General features: G+C 40.8%; 19 protein-coding genes. 16 read left to right on the top strand and 3 right to left on the bottom strand.

Annotated features, from left to right (window positions below; all coding sequences use genetic code 11):
* Positions 1–291 precede the first annotated feature (291 nt).
* A complete protein-coding gene (locus ACT3ID_RS04910; RefSeq protein WP_491540874.1) occupies positions 292–927 on the top strand; it encodes a response regulator in 636 nt (211 codons plus the stop codon).
* Positions 928–1,156: 229 nt separating this feature from the next.
* Positions 1,157–1,336, top strand: a complete 180-nt coding sequence (locus ACT3ID_RS04905) for a hypothetical protein (RefSeq protein ID WP_491540873.1) — start codon at positions 1,157–1,159, stop codon at positions 1,334–1,336.
* Between the two features lie 143 nt (positions 1,337–1,479).
* Here the strand turns inward: ACT3ID_RS04905 and ACT3ID_RS04900 are convergent, their stop codons facing one another.
* Together ACT3ID_RS04900 and ACT3ID_RS04895 are read right to left on the bottom strand one after the other, a co-directional pair.
* Positions 1,480–1,668 (bottom strand): CsbD family protein, encoded by a 189-nt coding sequence (locus ACT3ID_RS04900; protein ID WP_491540872.1) that lies wholly within the window; start codon positions 1,666–1,668, stop codon positions 1,480–1,482.
* A gap of 123 nt (positions 1,669–1,791) precedes the next feature.
* Complete coding sequence (locus ACT3ID_RS04895) at positions 1,792–2,316, bottom strand: DUF421 domain-containing protein (protein WP_491540871.1); 525 nt, start codon at positions 2,314–2,316, stop codon at positions 1,792–1,794.
* 205 nt (positions 2,317–2,521) lie between these two features.
* Here ACT3ID_RS04895 and ACT3ID_RS04890 point away from each other — a divergent pair, with 205 nt between their 5' ends.
* The 10 genes from ACT3ID_RS04890 (at position 2,522) to ligD (ending at position 11,978) form a co-directional block, all read left to right on the top strand.
* Positions 2,522–3,085, top strand: coding sequence for a CHRD domain-containing protein (locus ACT3ID_RS04890; protein ID WP_491540870.1), 564 nt, complete (start codon positions 2,522–2,524; stop codon positions 3,083–3,085).
* A 43-nt stretch (positions 3,086–3,128) separates the two neighbouring features.
* Positions 3,129–5,879, top strand: coding sequence for a cation-translocating P-type ATPase (locus ACT3ID_RS04885; protein ID WP_491540869.1), 2,751 nt, complete (start codon positions 3,129–3,131; stop codon positions 5,877–5,879).
* Between the two features lie 177 nt (positions 5,880–6,056).
* On the top strand, positions 6,057–6,389 hold the full coding sequence (locus ACT3ID_RS04880) for a DedA family protein (protein ID WP_491540868.1): 333 nt from the start codon (positions 6,057–6,059) through the stop codon (positions 6,387–6,389).
* Between the two features lie 685 nt (positions 6,390–7,074).
* Positions 7,075–7,233: a hypothetical protein gene (locus ACT3ID_RS04875; RefSeq protein ID WP_491540867.1), complete on the top strand. Its 159-nt coding sequence runs from the start codon at positions 7,075–7,077 to the stop codon at positions 7,231–7,233.
* 33 nt (positions 7,234–7,266) lie between these two features.
* Positions 7,267–7,452, top strand: coding sequence for a CsbD family protein (locus tag ACT3ID_RS04870; protein ID WP_491540866.1), 186 nt, complete (start codon positions 7,267–7,269; stop codon positions 7,450–7,452).
* 61 nt (positions 7,453–7,513) lie between these two features.
* On the top strand, positions 7,514–7,702 hold the full coding sequence (locus tag ACT3ID_RS04865) for a CsbD family protein (protein ID WP_491540865.1): 189 nt from the start codon (positions 7,514–7,516) through the stop codon (positions 7,700–7,702).
* 95 nt (positions 7,703–7,797) lie between these two features.
* The gene (locus tag ACT3ID_RS04860) at positions 7,798–7,983 is read left to right on the top strand and encodes a CsbD family protein (RefSeq protein ID WP_491540864.1); all 186 of its coding nucleotides are present in this window, start codon (positions 7,798–7,800) and stop codon (positions 7,981–7,983) included.
* 223 nt (positions 7,984–8,206) lie between these two features.
* Complete coding sequence (locus tag ACT3ID_RS04855; protein WP_491540863.1) at positions 8,207–9,868, top strand: ABC1 kinase family protein; 1,662 nt, start codon at positions 8,207–8,209, stop codon at positions 9,866–9,868.
* Positions 9,869–10,222: 354 nt separating this feature from the next.
* Complete coding sequence (locus ACT3ID_RS04850) at positions 10,223–10,639, top strand: transposase (RefSeq protein WP_491540862.1); 417 nt, start codon at positions 10,223–10,225, stop codon at positions 10,637–10,639.
* Positions 10,640–11,063: 424 nt separating this feature from the next.
* A complete protein-coding gene (gene ligD, locus ACT3ID_RS04845; protein WP_491540861.1) occupies positions 11,064–11,978 on the top strand; it encodes a non-homologous end-joining DNA ligase in 915 nt (304 codons plus the stop codon).
* Positions 11,979–11,985: 7 nt separating this feature from the next.
* Here ligD and ACT3ID_RS04840 read toward each other — a convergent pair whose 3' ends face one another.
* Complete coding sequence (locus ACT3ID_RS04840) at positions 11,986–12,852, bottom strand: SDR family oxidoreductase (RefSeq protein WP_491540860.1); 867 nt, start codon at positions 12,850–12,852, stop codon at positions 11,986–11,988.
* Positions 12,853–13,199: 347 nt separating this feature from the next.
* Between ACT3ID_RS04840 and ACT3ID_RS04835 the strand changes: the two genes are divergently transcribed.
* The 4 genes from ACT3ID_RS04835 to ACT3ID_RS04820 all read left to right on the top strand — a co-directional run bounded on the left by ACT3ID_RS04835 (position 13,200) and on the right by ACT3ID_RS04820 (position 15,091).
* Entirely contained in the window at positions 13,200–13,562 is a 363-nt protein-coding gene (locus ACT3ID_RS04835) for a PRC-barrel domain-containing protein (protein ID WP_491540859.1), read from the top strand.
* A gap of 33 nt (positions 13,563–13,595) precedes the next feature.
* Positions 13,596–14,168: a CHRD domain-containing protein gene (locus ACT3ID_RS04830; RefSeq protein WP_491540858.1), complete on the top strand. Its 573-nt coding sequence runs from the start codon at positions 13,596–13,598 to the stop codon at positions 14,166–14,168.
* Between the two features lie 51 nt (positions 14,169–14,219).
* Positions 14,220–14,390 carry a DUF1328 domain-containing protein gene (locus tag ACT3ID_RS04825; protein WP_491540857.1) on the top strand — a complete coding sequence of 57 codons (171 nt, stop codon included), beginning with the start codon at positions 14,220–14,222 and terminating at the stop codon, positions 14,388–14,390.
* A 314-nt stretch (positions 14,391–14,704) separates the two neighbouring features.
* Positions 14,705–15,091, top strand: a complete 387-nt coding sequence (locus ACT3ID_RS04820) for a hypothetical protein (RefSeq protein WP_491540856.1) — start codon at positions 14,705–14,707, stop codon at positions 15,089–15,091.
* Positions 15,092–15,612 lie beyond the last annotated feature (521 nt).

Raw genomic sequence — 15,612 nt, 5'->3', positions numbered from 1 at the left:
CTTTTTTAAATATCACTATTAAAAGAGACTAGTTAATTTATTGCAGGATAACAACTTGTATTAACTATATAAGGGGAAGTTTATAAGGATCTAATTTTTATCAATATCAATAGTTGCTTAATCTGTGGAACATGATCTTTGCATCGATGTTTAAAATATTCTCTATTCAAAACTTCTCTACTAAGTTCAACAATTTCAACAAGTTATTCATAATTTTTAGTAACTTTGTTGATATATTGTTTCCAAAATAATCATCAAAAAAATTAAAGGATTAGAAACGCCAGGGCTAAAATGATAAAAATTGTTGTTGTAGATGATCACCCACTAATGCTGAAAGGTGTAAGAATAGCTGTAGACAGTTCAATTGATATGGAGGTGACGGGAGAAGCTTCGAATTGGCAGGAGTTGTTAGATATTCTTGATGATCATATCCCTGATATCATTATTCTGGATATTAATATCCCACAAAAAAGCGGTCTTGATATTTTGAAAGATCTTCAGAACCGTCATCCGAATCTCCCGGTTTTAATACTCAGTATGCATTCCGAAGAACGTTTTGCCATACGTGCATTAAAGGCCGGTGCGAAGGGATATTTAAATAAATCAAGCATATCAGACGAGTTGGAAAAAGCAATCCGAAGAATTGTTACACGTAACAAACGCTATATCACACCCAAGGTTGCAGAATTAATTTCGGATCAGGTAAGTAATAATCATGATATGCCTCACGAAGCACTTACCGATCGGGAGTTCCAAATTTTTTGCAAAATTGCCTCAGGTGAAAGTGTGAATGATATAGCCGATGATCTGTGCCTGAGTACACAAACTGTGTATACTTATCGGGCTAACATCAAGGAAAAGATGAATTTTGATTCAAATGTTGAGATGGCTTTGTATGCTATTAACAATAATTTGATCGAAGGATGAGTCAACTCATCTGATCCACAATACTGATTTGCAGAGTTTCCTACCAAAAATTATTACAGGCAAATCAAATTTATTTCTGTTTTATGTGGCTCCGACAATCAATAGACTTATAACAGAAAAACAGGGCGGGGGAATGTTCTCCCTTCGGTTAATTAAATTTTTAAAAAAGAGCAGAAACTATTTCGGTAAGATAACTACGTAAACAGAAGAAAAGTAAAAGATAAATTGCATGAAACAGTTCAATCCAGATAATTTAGATCATAATAACTATAAAAACCATTCAAGGATGAGATTCAGAAACAGAGCGCAAGAAAATAAAAATAAATATCGTATTTCAAATGCCCATACAATGACAACAGAAGAACTTATCAGTGCAATGCGTAAAAAAATAAATGAAATTTGTAATTAAGAAATCAGGTAACAGTTTCCCAAGAGAGAGAAAACGTCTGTAGCTTAGAATTTTATTAATAGCTGCAGTAACGCCCGAAGCCCTCCGACTTATATGAAGTCGGGGGGCTTTTTTTAGTTTATCTCAACTATCGGGTACAGTTGTTAAGACAAATCCTGTAACAGAGTCTTGATCTCCTCTTTTGGCTTACCCAATTTCTCCTGCAAGCGATGCAGGAGCTTTTCTTCTTTACCCTCTTCATATTCGAGATCTTTGTCAGTTAAAACAGCATACTTCTCTTTCAACTTCTGTTTTACCTCGTCCCAGTCGCCCTCGATTCTAAGCTCATTCATAGTATAACCCGTCAATATTTTACTAATTGGTGTTGTAGCGGTGCGCGTTGTACTTTATAATCTCAACATCAGTAAAAGTTTCAGATCATTACTCGATGTTATCGATGAGAATATCGAGTTTCTCTATTCAATACCTTTGAGCAGAACAGAATCTACCTCATGCTCCTCATCATGGTGATGAAGAACAGAAATATCACCTGTTGTTTCCATCACTACAGCCTTAATCTGATTCATTTTCGTGACATTGGCTTCTCGTAATTTGGAGAGCAAGTCGGATTTGGTAACCCGGGCTTTTCTTAAATTTTCATCAATCATGTTTACCCCATCCATAAGTAGCAGCGGTTTATTATCAACCATATCTGCAACTATCGGTAATTTGCTTCTCAATACAGCCACTGACATTTGAATAAGATACAACATCCCAAGCCCCACAATTGCCTGCGATAAGGGGGGATCTTTTGTAATAATTGTGCTGGCAACAACCGTTCCCAAGGCAATAGTAATTGTAAAGTCGAAACTCGACATTTTTGAAAATGATCGCAGGCCTGCCAGTCGCGTAAATAAAACAAGAGAAACATATATTACAACGGCAGATAATACGACCATCAATGCAGCGGTCCAAGTAGTATTAATCCATGAATAATCCATAAAAGTAAGGTTGGTTTACACTCTCTTTTAATAGATAATAAGGATTATTCGAAGGGTAGCCAATTCATCTTTCCCTCTCCCATCTCCAGCGTAGCAATGACATCCACAAAAAGATCAAATAAAGCACTATAACATTATTCGTATGAAATAATGATCATGATAGATGTTTATCTTTATCAACTGAATCTCATTAGCTATTATGCAAGTGAAAAACTCAATAGTATTTCTGATACTGCTCTTTTTCACATATTTAATATTCACCGGTTGTGAGGAAGATATTGAAAATAAGGATCCAGATAATATTAACGTTGATCCCGAACAGAGACGCGAAATATTAGAAGAACGCCATAATATCCCCGACAGAGGCAATCCTATCTTTGAGGCAGATTTAGAGGAGACCAATCCATCAAGAGAAGAAACTGAAGCCACCGGTTATGTAACAATGGTTCTTCAGGGTGACAGTGTCAACATGAAGGGAGAATTTAGCGGACTCAGCTCTCCGTATACCGAATCCTACATTCACGAGGTAATACAGAGTGATCGGGTAAAGCGTCTGGAACCTTCGTTAAACAACGATAAAACTTCCGGTACCTGGGAGACAAACTTTCAGCTTGACAAGGAGACCATGGAAAAGCTAAAAAATGATAGTCTTTACATCAGTGTTTACTCTGAAAAATTCCCAGACGACGGAGAACTACGCGCGCAAATTACCAACTGGGATTCTGTTGCGGTTTCTTCTCCCCCGGAAGAACCACAAGGACAGCAGTAACAGACTATCCTAAAAAGTATCGTTTAACATCAACGGTTGATGTATGAGCAGATCTTCCCCTACAAAAACTATTCAGAATGATGAACCACACTCACATTCAACGAATGAAGTTTTAACTGCACTCGAAACGGATGGAGAACAGGGTCTTTCAGGAGATGAAGCTCAACAACGTCTTAAAGAATATGGGCATAATCAGCTGAAAGAACACGAACAAAAGAGTCTGATTCGGATCTTCATTGATCAGATCACCAATCCTATCGTATACCTGTTAACGGCAGCAGCTATTCTTGCTTTCGTTTTTGGGGATATACCCGAAGGTATTGCTATTGTCGTGGTGCTGATTTTAAACACCGTTATTGGTTTTTGGATGGAGTTTCAGGCCCGTCAAAGTATGAGCGCTCTGCAACAGATGGATAAGATAATGGCGACCGTCATCAGGGATGGAGAAACACAGGAAATTGATGCCACCAATTTGGTTCCGGGTGATATTATTACTCTGGAAGCCGGTGATTTGATACCGGCTGATGCCCGGATACTCACGGCAACCGAGTTTTCAATCGACGAGTCAGCTTTGACAGGAGAATCAGTACCGGTAACGAAATCGACCGAGCCTGTCGATTCAGATATTTCAGTTGCTGACCGCTCAAATATGGCATTCAAAGGCACCGCTGTCACCGATGGCAAGGCGAAAGCTGTCGTTGTGGCCACTGGAATGGAAACAGAGATCGGCTCCATATCAGAGATGGTAACCGAAGCCGACGAAGAAGGAATCCCGCTAAACCTTAAACTTGAGCAACTTACCAAAAATCTTATTTGGGCCACGGTGGGGCTGGCTTTTGCATTCTTCTGTTTTGGCTGGCTGGTGGGAGAAGAAATCTATCAGCTGGTGCAAACTGCGATTGCCTGGACGATAGCTGCTATTCCGGAAGGATTGCCGATTGTTGCAAGCATTGCGCTGGCACGCGGAATGCTCAGGCTGGCAGACCGCAATGTAATAGTAAAACGACTGGCTTCAGTTGAAACGCTGGGAGAAACAACCGTCATTTTCACCGACAAAACGGGTACTCTTACTCATAATCGCCTCACACTTAATAGAATAGAATTTGCCGGAAGCAGCGGAGAGGTTCAGTGGCAAAATAATCATCAAAACATAAACATTGTACAGGCCGACAATCCTGATCAGGAATTTGATTCAAATGACGAACGGCTTAATCGTTTTTTTGAAATTGCCACGCTTTGTAATGATGCAGAATTTTCTGAAAATGAACATAATGACGACAGTAGCGAAAATGGCAGTGGCGATCCGCTGGATTTTGCGCTGCTGCAGTTCGGAAGGGCTTTTCGTCCTGATGACTTCCAAAAGTTGCGTTCCAACAACCGGCTGGACGAAGAGCCTTTTGATTCGGAAGATATGGTAATGGGTACCATCTATGAAATTGAGGATCGTACCGTTCTTCTCTGTAAAGGAGCACCGGAAGCCATCATGCAACGATGCGCCAAAATAATGCATAAAAGTGAAGAAACGGTTTTTTCGGAGGATGACATTGAAGAATGGAAACAAAGAAATGAAACATTGTCACAGAATGGCCTGCGCGTAATTGCTATGGCTTTCCAGGAGCTCGATCAAAACCCTCATGGCGATCAGAATGTAGAAAAGGAGCTTATGCATGACCTCACCTTCCTGGGACTGGCCGGGTTTATAGATCCCCCGCGCAATGCCGTCAAAGAAGCTGTAGATACATGTCTGGAAGCTGGAATTAAGGTGGAAATGGTAACCGGCGATCATCCCGGTACTGCACGGAATATTGCACGACAGGTCAACATCGTTGATGAAGATGAGGATCAAGCACTGCATGGCAGCGATCTGCAAAAAGATCTGGAAGATCATGATGCCGATGAGATCATAAATACCCGCATTTTTGCACGGACGGATCCCGGTCAAAAGTTAGACCTCATCAGTTATTATAAAAACAATGGAGATATCGTAGCTATGACCGGGGACGGTGTTAACGATGCACCGGCATTAAAAAAGGCCGATATCGGCATCGCTATGGGTAAGAAAGGCACCCAGGTGGCACAAGAAGTCTCCGATATGGTTCTCATGGACGACGCTTTTTCGTCCATCGTTGAAGCTATCCGCGAAGGACGTGTAATTTTCGGAAATATCAGAAAATTTATCATGTACCAACTCTCCTACCATCTGTCCGAAATTTTAATTATTGCTGCTATCAGCTTTTCAATTTTTCAGCTGCCCCTGCTCCCCCTTCAGCTTCTGTTTCTGAACCTGCTGTCTGATGTATTTCCTGCTCTTGCTCTGGGCATCGGCAAAGGGAGTCCCAATATTATGAAACATAAGCCGAAGGACCCGGCCGAGCCAATCATTAGCAAACAAAACTGGTTTATGATTGGTGCATATGGCACAATATTAACTATTTATATTACCGGCTCCTACTTTTTTGCATTTGCCTACTGGGATCTTTCTGCAGCTATCTGTAATAATGTAGCTTTCTTCAGCCTGGCCTTTGCCCAGCTTTTACACGTTTTTAACATGCGTGATGCTGATGAAAGTATTTGGGATAACCAAGTAACCCGCAATGGATATGTATGGAGTGCAATCGCTTTTTGTGCCATTGTCATTTTTATTGCGTATCTCATTCCCCAGATTAGCACAATTCTTTCCTTTCAAGCACTAGAGCCTCACCTTTGGTTACTGATCGCCATCACTAGTTTTCTACCATCACTGACGATACAAGCAATCAAAGCAATCAGTAAGAAGCACGCGTTTAGCTTTTAGCGTAGTTCAATAATCTACAATAACAAAGCTATGGTCGACTGGGTAAAACAGTTATGAGGCTATTGGTTATCCGGGAATTACCATGCTTATGATGATTGAGAATATCTTCCCTCCTATTCCATCTGAAATTATCATGCCTTTTGCGGGATTTGTAAGCATAGAGGGAAATCTGAATTTATGGGGAATTATTATTGCCGGCACTCTCGGCTCGGTTTTGGGTACTACGCCCTACTATTTTTAGGATATAAGGTAGGAGAAGACCGACTGGAACAATGGGTGGATAAACACGGTCAATGGCTGTTTCTCAGAGATGATGATATCAAAAGAGCGCAAAACCGGTTTGCCCGTCATGAGGCATTAGCTGTTTTGTTAGGTAGGATTGTACCTGGTATCCGCACACTCGTATCAATTCCTGCCGGTCTGAACCGCATGAGCTCCATCACATTTATTCTTCTGACACTGCTTGGTACCTCCCGCATGGGTAAGCATATTAACACTGTTAGGACGTGAACTCGGCCGAAACTACGATGTAGTAGAAATCTATCTTAGGCCAGTAAGTATATCGTAATTGGCGGATTTCTACTTGCATATGTTGTTTATGTCGTAAGGCGTTAGAGAAATCTGCGGCTGATAATCTTAACTGTGGACCAGATTACTGCATTTTTAAAATCGGACGGCATTCTTCTATGACTGTCTGATTACTGTTTGATCTAACATTTTGTAGCAAAAAAAATTACAGGGAGATCACAGTTAGTTCTATTTCTTCCGGGTTCCTCCTTCCCTACTATTACTACTGAAGAAAATTACTCTGCGGATTAGCTAAAAAAAGTTTTAATGGAACAATCTTTCAGTAAGCCGGGATCCAAAAAGAAAAACTTTAATGTTCCAGATAGAGGATTGAGCCAACACAGTGCCGGTTGATTCCAACTATTGCTACTGCATAATCACTAATACTCATAATAACTGTAAACATGGCGCAGGCACTCCAAACTAATTCGTTGTCACAATTTGTAGGATTTTTGATAAAAAATCACAAGATAGAACCTATGGGTAATCGAATTGCAAACAGGCAAATGAAATCACATTTGATCAACCCTACAGACCGATATTCTCTTTTGAACCAATAATCTTAGAGCTGTGCCACTACAATCAGACCGAAAGCCGGAAACACTAAAATAAATCTAAAAAAATTTTTATGCCGCATTCAAATTCTCAAAAAGAGTTCATTGATGAAGATGTTCATGTGATTGAACAAACTCCTGACATGGAGCTAAAAGATTTCGTTGAAAAGATAAAGAATAGAGTTCAACAGATTTTATCAGAAACGGCCAACGATTCAAAACACACTAATTAAATACTAAATACAGAAAACCAATTAAACTGCACTATGGAACAATTAAATATTGACGGTAACTGGAATGAGAAAAGAGGCAAGTTAAAGCAAAAATTTGCTGACTTAACGGATGATGATCTGGAATATACCGAAGGTAAAGAAGAAGAACTCATTGGACGCATTCAACAGCGGCTGGATGTACCGAAGGAGATCGCTCAAAAAATCATTCGTTATGTTTGATTTTGTTGAAAAATATCCTGCCAATATGTAAATCAGGAAGTTAAGACAGAAAAAGTCTGCTATGAAGGATATAAATCTTGATAAACAGAAATGGAAGGAAAAAAAGGACAAACTCAAACAACGTCATGAAGAGTTGACAGATGAAGATCTTAACTATGTGGTAGGAGAAGAAGACGAGCTGGTTAATCGTATCCAGCAGCGACTGGGTACATCCGAAGAAGAAACCCGCACCCTTCTGCGTAGAATTTGAAAGGTAATAGAGAGAGGTTTTCAAGGAGAAATATCCAGCCCCTCACTGGGGATTATGGTATTTTTCTGACCTCCATAAAAAAGAATGGAGTACTTATGAATAAAACTAGAGAACCAAAACCATGGAGCCAGAAAAAAGAGATTCTTAAGAAGCGTTATGCTTCTCTTTCTGATGAAGATTTAACCCATAAAAAGGGACATGAAGATCAGCTACTCAGCCGAATTCAGCAGAAGCTGGGAAAGTCAAAAGAGGAAGTAATAAGCCTCATTAAAAAACTATAATTGATATCCATTCACCGAAACTTCATATATTTATCACACCAAGAATTTAACCACCAGATCTAAGAGAGAGGGAGGAAGCCCCGGTTTTGTACTTATTACAACCGGGGCTTTTTTTTCGCTTCTCAAAAAGTAAAAAGGTTCCTGATCAGGTACAGAAGAGAGATAATGAAAAAGAAATCGAGAAATTGAAATCGCATAACAAGAACCCTCTCACTTCTTTTTTATGGCTAAGTCATCCGAAAAAATAAATCAATACCGCAAGCTGCTGAGTTTTATCATCAAGTATTGGAACAGTAATCTTTTTGAAGAGACTGCATCTACAGCCATGGGTACCGGCACTGAGATAGATCGTGAGGATGGGTGGTATGATCAATCTCCGGAAGAGCTGGTAGCTGACCTGGAAAATATGGGACCTACCTATATAAAGTTGGGCCAACTGCTATCTACCCGTCCCGACTTTCTGCCGGATCGCTACCTCAATGCATTGTCTGACCTTCAGGATAAAGCCGAACCCATTTCTTATGAAGAAGTGAAGCAGATTGTTGAATCCGAAATTGATACCAGCATCTCCACTGCCTTTGCCGATTTTAAAGAAGATCCATTAGCCAGTGCCTCAATCGGACAGGTACATCAAGCAACTCTGCGGTCGGGCAAAGAAGTGGCAGTAAAAGTACAACGGCCGGGCATTCGGGATCAGTTTATGAATGATCTTAATACCTTAAGCGAGATCGCTGACTGGGCCGTAGAACACACAAAGACCGGACAGCAATATGCTATTGACGAACTGATTGAAGATCTGCAAAGAATGTTGACAAACGAGCTGGATTACAAAAAGGAGGCACAAAATCTGTCTCGTCTTCATCATAACCTTCGTTCGTTTAAACACCTGGTAATTCCACTACCGATTACGGATTATTCTACATCCCGCGTTCTCACTATGGAATTTGTAGAAGGAGAAAAAGTAATATCCCTGTCTCCCGTCAAGCAGATTGAAATTGACGCTACCGAACTGGCAGATGAATTGATTGAAGCATATCTGAAGCAGATCATGATTGACGGTTTTGTCCATGCCGATCCTCATCCCGGCAATATACATCTGACCAAAGATTATAAAATTTCGATGCTGGATCTGGGTATGGTGGCGAAAATTTCGCCTTCGAATCAGGATTATCTGCTTAAACTGATGACTACCCTTAGCCGAGACGATGGCGAAAATGTGGCCGACATTTTAATTGAGATGGGAGAACTAAAGAAAAATCACAACCTGTCCAAATTTCGAGAAACCGTAAATAATTTGGTGATGGAAAACAAAAGTGCCACTGCCGAAGAGATGAAAACGGGGCGATTGCTTATCCAGATAAATAAGTCTGCGGCCCAAAATGGAATCGATATTCCCACTGAATTAAATATCCTGGGAAAAATACTACTGAATCTGGATCAGATTATAAGCACGCTGGCTCCCGATTTTGATGTCCGCCGAGCTATTCGAAAGCACATATGGAACCTGATGCAAGACAAAGCAAAGGAGGAGCTTAAGCCTGAAAACTTTATATCCAGCGTACTGGAAGTTAAATCACTGGTCAAACATCTGCCTGAACGTATCAATCGCATCAGCGAAAAGCTGGCCAAGAACGAGTATAGCCTGAAAATTGATGCCATTGACGAAAAGCGACTGACCGACGGGTTCCAAAAAGTAGCTAATCGTATTACGCTGGGCCTCATTGTAGCTGCCATGATTATCGGTGCGGCCATGCTCATGAGCGTCCCCACTGATTTCACCATCTTTGGTTACCCGGGATTGGCTATCATCTTTTTTCTTCTGGCTGCTCTTGGTGGCATTGGACTTGTTTACTACATCATTTTTGAGGATGAGCATATTAACTGATCTTCACTCAAACTCCGTCCGAACGCTGATTTCGCGGTCGGGCGGATGAAAAGAGCCACTGCACTTTCATTTTACTTTTCAAACTCTGCCTTTCCAATCCACCGGACGGCAAACCCAGCCGCCCGATGGGTTGTGCCAATAAATCTGTAAGGCATTGCTTTTAAAACGATCTTACTTAAAAAAACCCTCAATTATTTTCTATGCATGCTATTTTATCCTCAGCAATGTTATCACGTATACAATCGCGGTAATAACAGTGAGCCTATATTTTTCACATCTGAAAATTATCTCTTCTTTTTAAAGAAAATGCGTAATCATTTACTGTCCGAAAGCAAGATTTTAGCCTATTGCCTGATGCCAAACCATTTTCACTGGTTATTATATATTAATGATGGACCAGTAAAAAAACCTGGAGAACATCCCCTGAATCAGCAAATTAGTACTCTGCTTAGCTCCTACACGCAGGCTATTAATATACGCTATAAACGAACCGGATCTCTGTTTCAACAAAAGACAAAAGCCGTTCCAATTGATTCCCTCAATTATGCTTTAACCTGCCTACATTACATCCATCAAAATCCTCTTCGGGCAAATTTAGTAGCAAAAATGAACGACTGGCCTTTTTCTTCATATCCCGATTATACCGGTGCACGAAGTGGAACACTAATATCAAAAAAGTTCACATTCAATTACTTGAACATTGATCCCGACTCGTTTATAAAAGAATCCAAACAGAGCATTGATCCGGACAAATTAAAACAGATATACTAATCTCCCTCACATCTGTCCCCACGCTGATTTCGCGGTCGGGCGGATGAAAAGAGCCACTGCACTTTCATTTTACTTTTCAAACTCTGCCTTTCCATATCCACCGGACGGCAAACCCAGCCGCCCGATGGGAAACTGTAACAAAAAAAGCCACACTCAAACCACATTTATCACTATTTATCTTCGCCCGTCGATTCTCCATACTACATAACCGCGTTTAGCTGGCCCTTTCAGGGTGTCATCCCGAGGCGGCCGTAAGCGTTGATACAGACTTTATTATGTTAAGGTTGATTCCATGTTATGCATTTGAGATTCCTCATTCCCGATAATCGGGATTTCGCGATGACAATCAGGGCGCTGATAAATACATATTATTTCCTATCAACTACTCTGAACGGTTTTATATTTTAACCCTTTAGATCTAACCATGCAGTACGGTACTTACAAGATAGAGATTACGAACGGGGATAAGATCTATTTCCCAGAAAAAAATATCACCAAAAACGACCTGGTTAAATATTATGATAAAGTAGCTGATTACCTTCTGCCCTTTTTGGAAGACCGGCCACTTACCTTGAGCCGGTTTCCCGATGGCATCCAAGGTGATGGATTTTATCAGAAAGAAGTAGCCGATCACTTTCCCGAGTGGATCGAGTCGGTTGATGTGGAGAAAAAAGAAGGCGGCTTTATCAGACAGGTTGTCTGTAATAATAAAAAAACGCTGATCTATTTGGTGAATCAGGGTACACTTAGTCTACATCCCTGGCTGAGTACAGCTTCGGATCTGGACAAGCCGAACAAACTGGTTTTTGATCTCGATCCACCACCGAAAGGAAATTTTGAACTGGTTCTGAATGGCGCAAAAGAACTGCGGAAAATATTAGAGGATGACCTGGGTTTAAATGCATTTGTCATGACTACCGGCTCAGAGGGATTGCATGTAATTTGCCCGATTCGTCCTGAAAAACCTTTTGATGAAATCCGTGCTTTTGCAAAGGGCGTGAGCCAATACTTAGCAGATCAAGACCCAGAAAATTATACCGTAGCAACGCGTAAAGAACAGCGAAAGGAGCGGCTCTTTATCGACTATTTGCGCAATGCCTATGGGCAAACCTCTATTCCACCCTATTCTGTTCGAGCGCTGGAAGAAGCGTCTATTGCTACTCCGCTGAACTGGGAAGAGCTCGATAAAGAGGGATTAACATCTAAGACCTATCACATTAAAAATATATTTCGGCGATTATCACAGAAAGATGATATCTGGGAGTATTTTCGTCAAAAGGCAAAAACTCTGGACGACAGTATTGATAAGCTGGAACAGTTAGTAAATACTGTTGAATAAATAAATGTTAGCTACTTACAGCCTCACCGCCATTAACATGTATCACCTGCCCGGATATATAGGATGCATCCTTAGAAGCTAAAAATACATAAGCCGGCCCTACCTCGGAGGGCTGCCCCGGCCGGCCCAGATTCGTTGATTTACCGAAATTAGCAACGTGCTCCTCATCGAAAGATGCCGGAATAAGAGGCGTCCAGATAGGTCCCGGCGCAACGGCATTCACTCGAATTCCTTTGGGAGCTAAGTCTTCATTCAGAGAACGGGTAAATCCAACAATGGCTCCTTTCGTTGCCCCGTAGTCAATCAGATACGGACGTCCTTGGTAGGCAACAACACTGGTGGTATTGATGATGGAATCTCCTTTCTTAAAATGTTTGGCTGCAAGCTTGGTCAAGTAGAACATCGACACTACATTCGTCTGAAAAGTTCGTTCGGCTATATCCAGATCCAGCTCATTGATTCCCTCTCTTATATGTTGTTCAGCGGCATTATTCACCAGAATGTTCAACCCTCCAAATTCATCTATAACCTTTTGTATACATTCTTCACAAAAATCACGATCACGAATATCACCTTGTAAAATCAAACACTCTGTACCCTCTGCCTCAATCATCTCTTTTGTCTTTTGCGCATCTTCACTCTCTTCGAGATACACAATTGCCATTTTTGCACCTTCACGGGCAAAATGTACAGCAACAGAACGCCCGATGCCGGAATCTCCACCTGTTATTAAAGCAACCTTATCTTTCAATTTGTCACTGCCTTTATAATCGTCTCTGATAATTTCCGGCTCGGGTTCCATCTTTGATTCTTCACCGGGCAGCGACTGATCTTGCTTTGGGAGTTCCTCTTCTTTCAGCTTCTCTTTATCCATAGTTATTCATTTTTTGATGGTATTTCATCTCCTTTGGATGCAATGGAAATAATATATTCACTTGCCGATGGTTTCGCTATAGCTCAATTTGCATAAATTCTGTAGCAGTTCTAATGACTTTGATATGCACTCCGTCCGAACGCTGGTTCTGCGGTCGGACGGATGGTAAAAACTCTGCCTTTTATATCCACCGGACGATGACTCCAGCCCCGATGGAGCCGGTTTGGTACTGGTGGTAGTAAAAGAAACCACAGAAAGATCACACAAATCACTATTTCCTTTGGGTAGGTTTATCGGAAAGTTGGTGATAGAAAATAAAAAGTATCAATAAACTAGATTATTTTACTATGAAACCTCATGCAATAAGGGCAACTAATCTTACAGGAACAAAAGTTCAAAATTTGCAGGGAGAAAATATTGGAAAAATTCAGGATTTAATGGTCGATACCGAGACAGGTCGTGTATTGTATTCAGTTCTTTCATTCGGCGGATTTATGGGCCTCGGTGACGATTATTTCGCTATTCCTATGGAAGCGCTGGTTTTCAGCAATAAAGACAAAAATCTTATTAAACTGGATATAGATAAAGAAACTCTTGAGAAGGCACCTGGCTTTGATAAAGATAACTGGCCCATGGAAGCCGATGATGACTATATACACTCGGTATATGACTATTATGGATATGAATATAAGCCACGGACGCAAGTATAACTTCACTAAAAAACTATTGATCAACGAGATAATATGAGGAGTAAAAAAACAAGATGGGTCTCATCTGTAACAATGATTCTAATCATTGTGGGGATGGGCCTGTTGATTAGCTGCGGAGAAAGTGACACACAAACTGATGACGTAAATACTGAGGATTTAGGTGAAGAGCCTGAGGCTACAGTCAGGGATAATACCCAAGATACGACTCAACAGCAGGATCAAAAGGAAGAAGTATTTGAAGCATCTCTGGAAGGAGCCAATCAAGTGCCGGAGGTAGAGACTAAAGCAACTGGTAATGTCACTGTTACACTGCAGGCAGACAGTATACGAGTACAGGGAGGATTTTCCGGCTTAAGAGGAGAATATGTTGCTTCTCATATCCACATGGGAAGCGAGCAGGAAAATGGAGACCCTGTCGTACCGTTAGATCCCGAGCTCGGAGACGATGGATTATCCGGAAACTGGGATGAAACACATCAAGTAGATGAAGAATTCATTTCGGCACTTAAATCAGATAGTCTCTATATCAATGTTCATTCTGAAGAATATCAAAAAGGAGAAATCCGCGGGCAGTTATCTCCTTCGGATGAGAATATGAATATGTAAAAGAAATAAATCTGAATACTCAAAATAACAAACCATTAAAAAGGAGAATATATGCTTAGATGGGCCGTAACATTTTTAATTATTGCCATAATTGCAGCCATTTTCGGATTCGGTGGCATTGCAGAAGGCGCCGCTGATATTGCAAAAATTTTATTTTATATCTTTATAGTTCTGTTTGTCATCTCTTTATTGTTCGGAGGTTTTCGAAAACCTAGTCCATAACATACAAACAGAAAATTACTTGTTTCGGACAAGAGTAGAGCCAGTGAGGGTTGAATAATAGGTACAAGTCTGTGCTAGACAACGCTACACCAGACTCCAAGATTATTCTATTTCTATACAGAGCCGATTTGTGTAATATCTTCACAGTAATCGATCAGGACGAAAGCAGATCCCTTGTCGAGATCCCTTCGACTACTCAATAAGCTCTCTAGCTCTATCGGCAAATCCTGATTTTCTAGCAGAATGCAAGAAGGGTTTTCTTACACAGAGATGAGATTACAGGCTCTTTTTTTATAATTCAAAGTATATGCATTATGGAAACGTCATTACCTATTGCAAGTATTAACGGCAACGTCGTCCACGGACAGGCTCATATACAACCTGGAGTAAATAATTGGATCGGCGTGTGTATTGTATCTGAAGATTTTTTTGAGGAAGAACCAGAAGCGTTGTCATCGATAATTATTGATTATGAGGGGCCCTTCAACTGTAGAAAACATCAAACAACCGGAAAGGGCAAAGCAAAAGTGCTGTCCGTATCAAAGATGCCACAGAAAAATCAGATCATTGTTACTTTTGAAGGTCTGGGGGAACCCGAACTAAAAAGGAAGCTAAAACAAAAGCTGAAATTCAGTTACGACGAAAATCTTCCGGTGTTTATAAACAGGAAGATGCGGAAAGAGGAAATGACTCGAAAATGAATATCTGAATCCTATCGATATCATTGTATCTAAAGATTTGCCAAGTATTTGGGACATAGCAAGTCTCACATCCTTTGATGCGAGCCTCCGCTCGTGCCGTCTAATAAATATTTTGCCATCTGTACTAGCAATCAGATGCATTTTATGGTTTGATTCATACTTTCTCAACGTCATCCCATCCAGACACCAGTCGAAAGAAAAATCTATCATGGCCTCCATCTCCATCGGTTGGGTTGGCTGAACTTGCCAGCCGATAGATGAAAAAGCAAAGAATAGTCGGAATGACGCTTATCTAGTTTGTTTAAATATTTTTTTCAAAGAACAGAATGAGTAACGGATTACCAATCAATCTAATCCCCTCCTTACAAAGGAGGGGCGTACGGGGTGGTTGTTAACATAATCTACTCGCAGAATTCGGTCATCAGAGAACCCCTCTTACATCTCCCCTTGACAAGGAAAGAATTTTCTGAATTATGCCCTCTACTGGCGCAAGTCGGCGACTTGTGCCAAATAACTGGTAC

The organism is Fodinibius sp. GM108 (assembly GCF_058386985.1).
Note: the sequence above shows the minus strand (reverse complement) of the source record. Positions and strands in the feature narration are given on the sequence as shown.

Excerpts from the sequence above, each read along its gene's own strand:
- ACT3ID_RS04910 (WP_491540874.1), top strand. The coding sequence starts at position 292 with ATGATAAAAATTGTTGTTGTAGATGATCACCCACTAATGCTGAAAGGT.
- ACT3ID_RS04905 (WP_491540873.1), top strand. The coding sequence starts at position 1,157 with ATGAAACAGTTCAATCCAGATAATTTAGATCATAATAACTATAAAAAC.
- ACT3ID_RS04900 (WP_491540872.1), bottom strand. The coding sequence starts at position 1,668 with ATGAATGAGCTTAGAATCGAGGGCGACTGGGACGAGGTAAAACAGAAG.
- ACT3ID_RS04895 (WP_491540871.1), bottom strand. The coding sequence starts at position 2,316 with ATGGATTATTCATGGATTAATACTACTTGGACCGCTGCATTGATGGTC.
- ACT3ID_RS04885 (WP_491540869.1), top strand. The coding sequence starts at position 3,129 with ATGAGCAGATCTTCCCCTACAAAAACTATTCAGAATGATGAACCACAC.
- ACT3ID_RS04880 (WP_491540868.1), top strand. The coding sequence starts at position 6,057 with ATGGGGAATTATTATTGCCGGCACTCTCGGCTCGGTTTTGGGTACTAC.
- ACT3ID_RS04875 (WP_491540867.1), top strand. The coding sequence starts at position 7,075 with ATGCCGCATTCAAATTCTCAAAAAGAGTTCATTGATGAAGATGTTCAT.
- ACT3ID_RS04870 (WP_491540866.1), top strand. The coding sequence starts at position 7,267 with ATGGAACAATTAAATATTGACGGTAACTGGAATGAGAAAAGAGGCAAG.
- ACT3ID_RS04865 (WP_491540865.1), top strand. The coding sequence starts at position 7,514 with ATGAAGGATATAAATCTTGATAAACAGAAATGGAAGGAAAAAAAGGAC.
- ACT3ID_RS04860 (WP_491540864.1), top strand. The coding sequence starts at position 7,798 with ATGAATAAAACTAGAGAACCAAAACCATGGAGCCAGAAAAAAGAGATT.
- ACT3ID_RS04855 (WP_491540863.1), top strand. The coding sequence starts at position 8,207 with ATGGCTAAGTCATCCGAAAAAATAAATCAATACCGCAAGCTGCTGAGT.
- ACT3ID_RS04850 (WP_491540862.1), top strand. The coding sequence starts at position 10,223 with ATGCCAAACCATTTTCACTGGTTATTATATATTAATGATGGACCAGTA.
- ligD (WP_491540861.1), top strand. The coding sequence starts at position 11,064 with ATGCAGTACGGTACTTACAAGATAGAGATTACGAACGGGGATAAGATC.
- ACT3ID_RS04840 (WP_491540860.1), bottom strand. The coding sequence starts at position 12,852 with ATGGATAAAGAGAAGCTGAAAGAAGAGGAACTCCCAAAGCAAGATCAG.
- ACT3ID_RS04835 (WP_491540859.1), top strand. The coding sequence starts at position 13,200 with ATGAAACCTCATGCAATAAGGGCAACTAATCTTACAGGAACAAAAGTT.
- ACT3ID_RS04830 (WP_491540858.1), top strand. The coding sequence starts at position 13,596 with ATGAGGAGTAAAAAAACAAGATGGGTCTCATCTGTAACAATGATTCTA.
- ACT3ID_RS04825 (WP_491540857.1), top strand. The coding sequence starts at position 14,220 with ATGCTTAGATGGGCCGTAACATTTTTAATTATTGCCATAATTGCAGCC.
- ACT3ID_RS04820 (WP_491540856.1), top strand. The coding sequence starts at position 14,705 with ATGGAAACGTCATTACCTATTGCAAGTATTAACGGCAACGTCGTCCAC.